Below are 8,482 nucleotides of genomic sequence, written 5' to 3' on the forward strand. Positions count from 1 at the left end.
AATCATCTCTACAGATCTTCAACCTAAGGAGCACAAGGACCATGGCCGATCGCGTCGTACTCGCCTACTCGGGCGGGCTGGACACCTCAGTCGCCATCAGCTGGATCGGCAAGGAGACGGGCAAGGAAGTTGTTGCTGTCGCCATCGATCTCGGCCAGGGCGGCGAGGACATGGAGGTCGTGCGTCAGCGTGCACTCGACTGCGGTGCGGTCGAATCGGTCGTGGTGGATGCGCGCGACGAGTTCGCCGACGAATACTGCCTGCCGACCATCCAGGCCAACGCCCTCTACATGGACCGCTACCCGCTCGTGTCGGCCATCAGCCGCCCGCTGATCGTCAAGCACCTCGTCGAGGCCGCGCGTGCCCACGGCGGCACCACGGTCGCGCACGGCTGCACCGGCAAGGGCAACGACCAGGTCCGGTTCGAGGTCGGCTTCGGATCGCTCGCCCCCGACCTCGACGTCATCGCACCGGTCCGCGACTACGCGTGGACCCGTGAGAAGGCGATCGCGTTCGCCGAGGAGAACGAGATCCCGATCAACGTCTCCAAGAAGTCGCCGTTCTCGATCGACCAGAACGTGTGGGGCCGCGCCGTCGAGACCGGCTTCCTCGAGGACCTGTGGAACGCGCCCACCAAGGACGTCTACGACTACACGCAGGACCCGACCGTCAACTGGCAGGCCCCCGACGAGCTGATCATCAGCTTCGAGGCCGGCCGCCCCGTCGCGATCGACGGCAAGCCGGTCAGCGTCCTCGAAGCGATCCAGGAGCTCAACCGCCGCGCAGGCGCACAGGGCGTCGGCCGCCTCGACGTCGTCGAGGACCGTCTCGTCGGCATCAAGAGCCGTGAGATCTACGAGGCTCCCGGAGCCATGGTCCTCATCAACGCCCACCAGGAACTCGAGCACGTCACGCAGGAACGCGAGCTCGGCCGCTACAAGCGTCAGACCGAGCAGCGCTGGAGCGAGCTGGTGTACGACGGCCTCTGGTTCTCCCCGCTGAAGGTCGCGCTGGACACGTTCATCGAGAAGACGCAGGAACGCGTCTCCGGCGACATCCGGCTGGTGCTGCACGGCGGTGCGATCATCGTCAACGGCCGCCGCAGCAACGAGTCCCTGTACGACTTCAACCTGGCCACCTACGACGAGGGCGACACGTTCGACCAGTCCTACGCCAAGGGCTTCGTGCAGATCCACGGACTGTCCTCGAAGGTCGCGGCGAAGCGCGATCTGGGCCTCTAGGTATGAGTGCTCACGGCACCAACGAAGGAGCCCTCTGGGGCGGCCGGTTCGAGTCCGGACCGGCCGCCGCCATGGCGGCGCTGAGCAAGTCCACCCACTTCGACTGGGTGCTGGCCCCGTACGACGTGCGCGCGTCCCAGGCGCATGCCCGGGTGCTGCACAAGGCCGGCCTGCTCGGTGACGAAGACCTGGCGTCGATGCTCGACGGTCTCGGCAGGCTCGCGGCCGACGTCGCGAGCGGCGAGTTCGTCCCGAGCGAATCCGACGAGGACGTGCACGGGGCGCTCGAGCGCGGTCTGATCGATCGGGTCGGTTCCGAGGTCGGGGGGCGCCTGCGCGCCGGGCGTTCGCGCAACGATCAGGTGGCGACGCTGTTCCGGATGTGGCTGCGGGACGCGGTCCGCCGGGTGGCGGCGGGTGTCCTCGACGTCGTCGACGCCCTCGCGACGCAGGCCGCGGCGCACCCTTCCGCGGTGATGCCGGGCAAGACCCACCTGCAGGCCGCGCAGCCGGTGCTGCTCGCGCACCACCTGTTGGCGCACACACATCCGTTGCTTCGTGACGTTCAGCGGTTGCGGGACTTCGACGTGCGGGCGGCCGTGTCGCCGTACGGTTCCGGAGCGCTCGCCGGCTCGTCACTCGGGCTCGATCCCGAGGCGATCGCCGCGGAACTCGACTTCGATTCGTCGGCCGAGAACTCGATCGACGCCACGTCGTCGCGGGACTTCGCGGCCGAGGCGGCGTTCGTGCTCGCGATGATCGGCGTCGACCTGTCGCGGATGGCCGAGGAGGTCATCCTCTGGAGCACTCCGGAATTCGGCTACATCACGCTCGCCGACGCCTGGTCGACCGGCTCGTCGATCATGCCGCAGAAGAAGAACCCGGACGTGTCCGAGCTCACCCGCGGCAAGTCCGGGCGACTGATCGGCAACCTGACGGGTCTGCTGGCCACGCTGAAGGCGCAGCCGCTCGCGTACAACCGGGATCTGCAGGAGGACAAGGAGCCGGTCTTCGATTCGGTGGCGCAACTCGAGTTGCTGCTCCCGGCGATCACCGGACTGGTCTCCACTCTCGAATTCCACACGGACCGAATGGCGGAACTGGCACCGGCGGGATTCACGCTGGCCACCGACATCGCCGAGTGGCTCGTTCGTCAGGGCGTCCCGTTCCGGGTCGCGCACGAGGCGGCGGGGGCGTGTGTCCGCGTTGCCGAGGCGCGGGGCGTCGGACTCGAGGATCTCACCGACGACGAACTCGCCGGGGTCGATCCGGCGCTCACTCCGGACGTGCGGGAGGTACTCACCGTCGAGGGTTCGATCGCCTCGCGTAACGCCCGCGGCGGTACGGCCGGTATCCGTGTGGCCGAACAGTTGGGCGGGGTCCGTCAGCTGTCCGAGTCGCTGCGTGAGTGGTGTCGATGACGCCCGCGTCGAACGCCCCGGATTAGGGGCCGTGTGACGCGTCGAGCGCAGTAGGGTGAGGGCGGGCGGCAGTGAGACGTGCGTCACGGTTCGAGAGTCTGGGAGAGTGTTCGTGGGACTGAATACCGAAACGGTGATGGGCCCGATCCGTCGCGTGGTGGCGACGGCGCAGAACGGGTTGGAGGTAGTTCGCCTCGGCGGACTCGAGACGGACCTCACCACATCGCCGTTCGAGGTGGTCGAACGCGCACCGATGTATCGGCTCCGCAGGTATTTCCCCGACACCGATCCTGCCGACGCTCGGCCCCCGATCGTCCTGGTCCCACCGATGATGATGTCGGCCGACGTCTACGACGTGACGCGGGATCAGGGCGCAGTCGGCATCTTGCACTCGATGGGAATCGACCCGTGGGTGGTCGACTTCGGATCGCCGGATTCCGAAGAGGGCGGGTGGGATCGGAATCTCGCCGACCACATCGTCGCGATCAGCGAGATCATCGACCAGGTGCGGGCGCACACCGGTCGCGACGTGTACCTGTCCGGATACTCGCAGGGTGGCATGTTCGCCTACCAGGCTGCCGCCTACCGCCGCAGTCGCAACATTGCCGGCCTCGTGACGTTCGGCAGTCCGGTCGACACGCTCGCCGGCCTGCCGTTCGGCATCCCGGCGGGGTTTGCCACCGACGCCGCCGGCTTCCTCGCCGACCACGTCTTCAACCGGCTCGCGGTGTCGGGATGGATGGCGCGCACCGGGTTTCAGCTCCTCGATCCCGTCAAGACGCTGAAGTCGAGGCTCGACTTCCTGCGTCAGTTGCACGACCGGGAAGCGTTGTTGCCGCGGGAGCAGCAGCGACGGTTCCTCGCGACCGAGGGCTGGGTGGCGTGGTCCGGTCCGGCCGTCGCGGAGTTGCTCAAGCAGTTCATCGTGCACAACCGCATGATGACCGGTGGGTTCGTGATCAAGGATCAGGTGGTGTCGCTCGCGGAGTTGACCTGCCCCATCCTCGCGTTCGTCGGGGAGGTCGATGACATCGGTCAGCCGTTGGCGGTCCGTGGCATCCGCCGGGCCGCCCCGCGGGCAAATGTGTACGAATCGACGTTGCGGGCAGGGCATTTCGGTCTCGTCGTCGGTTCGGCCGCGGCCACCCACACGTGGCCCACCACCGGGAAGTGGGTGCTGTGGAACGAGGGTCTCGGCCCGCGGCCCACCAACATCGAGCTCATGCGCTACGACGAACATTTCGGCAGCGAGTCCGGAGTCTCCATCAGCGACCGCATCATTCACACCGTGGCGTCGGTCGCCGAGGTCGGTGTCGGTGTCGGTAAGGGAATCAGCGATTTCGCTTCGGGAGCGTTGCGCGGGACGGTGGAGCTGTCCGGCGAGGCCACCCGGGCGCTGCCGCGGCTGGCCCGGCTCGGTCAGATCCAGCCCCACACCCAGATCTCGCTCAGCCGGTTGCTGGCCGAACAGGGCCGGAAGGCGCCCGGCGGCGAGTGCTTCCTCTTCGACAATCGCGTCCACACTTACCAGGCGGTCAATCAGCGGATCGACAACGTGGTGCGCGGCCTGATCCAGGCCGGTGTCCGTCCCGCCGCTCACGTCGGCGTCGTGATGCAGACGCGCCCGAGTGCGCTCGCCACCATCGCGGCGCTGTCCCGTCTCGGTGCCGTGGCTGTTCTGCTTCCCCCGGGCCGGGAGGTGCACACCGCCATCCGTATCGACGGTGTCGAACGCATCGTCACCGACCCGGAGAATCTCGACGCGGCGATCGCGACCGGGATGCAGGTCCTGGTCCTCGGCGGCGGCGACCAGCGTGACCTCGACGTGGATCCGTCGGCGAACGTCGTGGACCTCGAGAAGATCGACCCTGCCGCCGTGATGCTGCCGGGCTGGTACCGGCCCGATCCCGGCCTGGCCCGTGAACTGGCCTTCATCATCTGCAGTGAGTCCAACGGCCACTGGGAGACCAAGCAGATCACCAACTACCGGTGGGCGCTGTCGGCGTTCGGAACGGCTTCGGCCGCCGATCTCGACCGCGGCGACACCGTATATTGCCTTGCACCCCTGCACCATTCGTCGAGTCTTCTCGCCGCGATCGGTGGTGCCGTGGCAGGCGGCTCCCGGATCGCGCTCTCGCGGGGAGTCGATCCCGAGCGGTTCGCCGAGGAAGTTCACCGCTACGGGGTGACCGTGGTCAGCTACACGTGGACGATGATGCGCGAGATTCTCGACGCCGAGAACCTCCCACTCGACGGCAGTCACCCCGTCCGGCTCTTCATCGGATCCGGAATGCCGCAGGGATTGTGGCGTCGCACCACGGAGCGGTTCGCCCCGGCGAAGGTCCTCGAGTTCTACGCCTCCACGGAGGGCGACGTCGTTCTCGCGAACGTCGCCGGCGCGAAGGTCGGGTCGAAGGGCCGCCCCCTCCCGGGGAGCGCGGAGGTTCGGCTCGCGGCCTACGACCCGATCGCCGGCCGGCTGCTGGAGGACGAGCAGGGGTTCATCCGGGAATGCCAGGACGACGAGGTCGGTCTGCTCCTCGGCCGGGCCGGCGTGCACGCCGAGATGTCCGGCGGCGCGATGCGGGGGATCTTCGCCGCGGGCGACGCCTGGATTCCGACGGAGAACCTCTTCCGCCGCGACGCGGACGGGGACTACTGGCTGGTCGACCACCGGAAGACCGTGATCGCGACTCCGAGAGGGGCCGTGTTCACCCAGCCGATCGTCGACGCGCTCGTGTCCGTCGATCGGGTCGACCTCGCGGTTGCCTACGGGGTGGAGGTCGGCGGCAGGACACTGGCCGTTGCCGCGTTCACTTTCCGCGACGGGCGGGCGCCGAGGCTGGCGGAGATCTCCGAGGCTTTCGAGGTGCTTCCTCCCGCGTTGCGGCCCGACATCATCCAGGTGGTGGGGGACATCCCGCTGGGGTCCTCGTACCGTCCGAATGCGGACGCGCTGAGCGCAGCCGGACTGCCCAAGCCGGGAACCCGGGTGTGGTACGTCGATCCGGAATCGCAGCAGTACAAGCGACTGACGAAGGCAGTGGCCGCGGAGTTTCAGAACGGCTCGGCCGGGGTGCCTGCCGGTGCGCGGTAACCTGACATTGCTCACCCGAACGGTTGGAGAGGACTTCCGTGGTTATTGATCCGACGTTGCTCGGCATTCTCGCGTGCCCACAGGACAAGGGTCCTCTGCTGTTGGTCGGCGACGAGCTGCTCTACAACCCTCGCCTGCGGCGGGCGTATCCCATCGAGAACGGGATTCCCGTCCTCCTCATCGACGAGGCCCGGGACGTCGGCGCGGACGAGCACGAGACGCTGCTCGCGCGGGCTGCCGGCGAGGCCTGATCACGGCAGAGCGCCGGTGAGGTAGCGCTGCAACGTCGGCCCGACGATCGCGACCAGGTCGTCGACGGGCAGCGATGCCAGTGGCTCGAATTCGAGGATGTAGCGCGTCACCAGAACCCCGGCCATCTGGGATGCCACCAGCTGCATGCGCAGCATCCCGGTTCCCGGCGGTTCGTCGACGCGCGGTCCGAGGTCTCGGAGCACGACCTCCAGCAGGAACGTGCGAATCAAGTTGGGTTCGTTCCCCGCCATTGCGGATCGGAACGCCGCGACCACGGCGGGCTTGTGCGGCGACTCCCAGACGGAGAAGACGGCCCGGGCGAGGTGACTGCCGACCTCGCCCGTCGGGATGTCCAGCACCGGGGCGATCACCTGCGTCGGATCCACGGGAATGTCCACCGAGGCGAGGAACAGTTCTCGCTTGGTTCCGAAGTAATGGTGGATCAGGGCGGAGTCGACGCCGGCCCCGGTGGCCACGGAACGCACGCTGGTCTTGTCGAAGCCGTTCTGTGCAAACAGTTTCCGTGCGGCCGCCAGGATTCGTGACCGTGTGTCCGGGTTGCCCGGGCGGCGTCCCGTGCGCAGCCCGGGGGTGGTATCTGCGCGCGTCACGGGGCCGGTCATGGTGTGCGACGCCTCAGGGTCGCGGCGCCCAGCGACAGTGCGAGAAGCGCGAAGGCGGCGACCACAGCCAGGTCTCGCCACATGACGCCCGTCGCGCCGGGATGGGTGGCGACCTGCTGCAGCGCGTCGACCGCGTAGCTCAGCGGGAGGACGTTGCTGATCCACTCGAGCCACGTGGGGAGCTGATCTCGCGGTACGAGCAGCCCGCACAGGAAGAGCTGGGGCACCACGACCACCGGCATGAACTGCACCGCCTGGAACTCGGTGCGCGCGAAGGCGCTGCACAATAGGCCGAGGGCGACGCCGAGTATCGCGTTCAGCACGGCGATCAGCAGCACCCACGTCACGCTTCCCTCGGTGGTGAGGCCGAGGAAACCGAACGAGACGATACAGGCCAGCGCCGCCTGCGCAGCAGCGGCCGTGGAGAACGCGGCAGCGTAGCCGCCGAGCAGGTCGAGTTTGCCCATCGGGGTCGTGAGCAGGCGTTCGAGTGTTCCCGACGTGCGTTCGCGCTGCATCGCGATCGACGTGACGAGGAACATCACGACGAACGGCAGGATGCCGAGCATCGTGATCGCGACGCGCTCGAACAGCGACTGCTGACCGGGTGGCGCCGGAACGTTCTGATACAGGAAGTACAGCAGCACCATCAGCAGACTGGGTACCACCAGAATCATGGCGACGGTGCGGTGATCCGTTCGCAGTTGCGCGAGGATCCGGCCCGCAGTGGCCGCGAAGATCGTGAAGTTCATCAGTTCTCGCTCCCGACATGTGATGCGCGAATGAGGTTCAGGAAGGCGTCTTCGAGGCTCGTCTCACCGGTCCGCTCCCGTAGTTCGCCGGGAGAGACCTGCGCGAGAAGGTAGCCGTCGCGCATGAGGAGCAGCGAAGCGCAATGTTCGGCCTCGTCCATGACGTGGCTCGACACGAGAAGGGTGGTGCCGGCGTCGGCGAGAGCGTCGAACCGTTCCCACAGTTCGACGCGCAGGAGTGGGTCCAGGCCGACGGTCGGCTCGTCGAGCACGAGGATCTCGGGACGCGCGACCAGGGCGCACGCGAGGCTGACCCGTCCCAACTGTCCTCCCGACAGATCCGCCGCCTTCTGGGCCGCGAAGCGCGTCAGCCCCACCGCGTCGATGGCGTCGGTGACCGCGTTCGACGGCTGACCGTAGAGCGCGGCGAAGTAGGCGACGTTCTTCTTGACCGAGAGGTCGGCGTACACGCTGGGGGACTGGGTGACGTATCCGACGCGGCTCCGCAACGAGACCGAGCCCGCGGGGGAACCCAGCACCGTGACCGTCCCCGATTCCACGATCTGAGTGCCGACCACGCACCGCATCAGTGTGGTCTTTCCGCAACCGGAGGGTCCGAGGAGGCCGGTGATGGAACCGCTCGGCACCTGGACGTCGATGCCGTGCAGCACTTCGTTCTTGCCTCTGCGCACGTGCAGATCTCTGATGTCGATCGCCGGGCTGCCGGTCATGGCGGGCCTCAATTCATCACAGGGTGAATTCATTGCTTGATGAATTATGCGACCGCAGGGGTGGCGGCGTCAACGGTTGTGGAGAATCGGGACGTGACCATCGATCGACTTGACCGGGCCGAACCCGTCGACGCCGCGCGAATCGTCCTCGGATCCACGCTGGTCGTCGGAGACGTCCGCATCCGCATCGTCGAAGTGGAGGCGTACGGCGGGGAGAAGGACGGCCCGTGGCCCGACCCGGCATCGCACTCGTACCGGGGGAGGACGCCGCGCAACGAGGTGATGTTCGGACCGGCCGGGCACCTGTACGTCTACCGCAGTTATGGGATGCACTTCTGCATGAACGTGTCGTACGGGCCGGTCGG

Annotated in this window: 8 protein-coding genes (1 of these 8 only partly in view); 5 read left to right on the forward strand and 3 right to left on the reverse strand. The window is 67.5% G+C overall.

The genetic code is table 11. The features are described 5' to 3' along the window. Nucleotides 1-41 precede the first annotated feature (41 nt). The 4 genes from JVH1_RS32975 (at nt 42) to JVH1_RS32990 (ending at nt 6,010) form a co-directional block, all read left to right on the forward strand. Nucleotides 42-1,241 carry an argininosuccinate synthase gene (locus JVH1_RS32975; RefSeq protein ID WP_009473614.1) on the forward strand — a complete coding sequence of 400 codons (1,200 nt, stop codon included), beginning with the start codon at nt 42-44 and terminating at the stop codon, nt 1,239-1,241. 2 nt (nt 1,242-1,243) lie between these two features. Next, nucleotides 1,244-2,662: an argininosuccinate lyase gene (gene argH, locus JVH1_RS32980; RefSeq protein ID WP_009473613.1), complete on the forward strand. Its 1,419-nt coding sequence runs from the start codon at nt 1,244-1,246 to the stop codon at nt 2,660-2,662. Nucleotides 2,663-2,768: 106 nt separating this feature from the next. Continuing rightward, nucleotides 2,769-5,759, forward strand: coding sequence for an acyl-CoA synthetase (locus tag JVH1_RS32985; protein WP_083849715.1), 2,991 nt, complete (start codon nt 2,769-2,771; stop codon nt 5,757-5,759). A gap of 38 nt (nt 5,760-5,797) precedes the next feature. Then, nucleotides 5,798-6,010: a Trm112 family protein gene (locus JVH1_RS32990; protein ID WP_005247353.1), complete on the forward strand. Its 213-nt coding sequence runs from the start codon at nt 5,798-5,800 to the stop codon at nt 6,008-6,010. Here the strand turns inward: JVH1_RS32990 and JVH1_RS32995 are convergent, their stop codons facing one another. Genes JVH1_RS32995 through JVH1_RS33005 form a run of 3 tightly spaced genes read right to left on the reverse strand, consistent with a single transcriptional unit; the run spans nt 6,011 to nt 8,117 of the window. After that, on the reverse strand, nt 6,011-6,634 hold the full coding sequence (locus JVH1_RS32995) for a TetR/AcrR family transcriptional regulator (RefSeq protein WP_016880103.1): 624 nt from the start codon (nt 6,632-6,634) through the stop codon (nt 6,011-6,013). Next, nucleotides 6,631-7,386 carry an ABC transporter permease gene (locus JVH1_RS33000; RefSeq protein WP_009473610.1) on the reverse strand — a complete coding sequence of 252 codons (756 nt, stop codon included), beginning with the start codon at nt 7,384-7,386 and terminating at the stop codon, nt 6,631-6,633. The genes JVH1_RS32995 and JVH1_RS33000 overlap by 4 nt, the downstream gene beginning before the upstream one ends. After that, nucleotides 7,386-8,117 carry an ABC transporter ATP-binding protein gene (locus JVH1_RS33005; RefSeq protein WP_009473609.1) on the reverse strand — a complete coding sequence of 244 codons (732 nt, stop codon included), beginning with the start codon at nt 8,115-8,117 and terminating at the stop codon, nt 7,386-7,388. The genes JVH1_RS33000 and JVH1_RS33005 overlap by 1 nt, the downstream gene beginning before the upstream one ends. Before the next feature lie 39 nt (nt 8,118-8,156). On the opposite strand from JVH1_RS33005, the gene JVH1_RS33010 reads away from it, so the two are divergent. Then, nucleotides 8,157-8,482: the 5' end (the start) of a DNA-3-methyladenine glycosylase gene (locus JVH1_RS33010; RefSeq protein ID WP_043778076.1), read on the forward strand. The gene runs 346 nt beyond the window's last position; 326 of the gene's 672 nt are visible here — the first part of the coding sequence; the start codon lies at nt 8,157-8,159; its stop codon lies beyond the right edge, outside the window.

The sequence above is a fragment of the Rhodococcus sp. JVH1 genome (genome assembly GCF_000280725.2).
Lineage (GTDB): Bacteria > Actinomycetota > Actinomycetes > Mycobacteriales > Mycobacteriaceae > Rhodococcus_F > Rhodococcus_F jostii_A.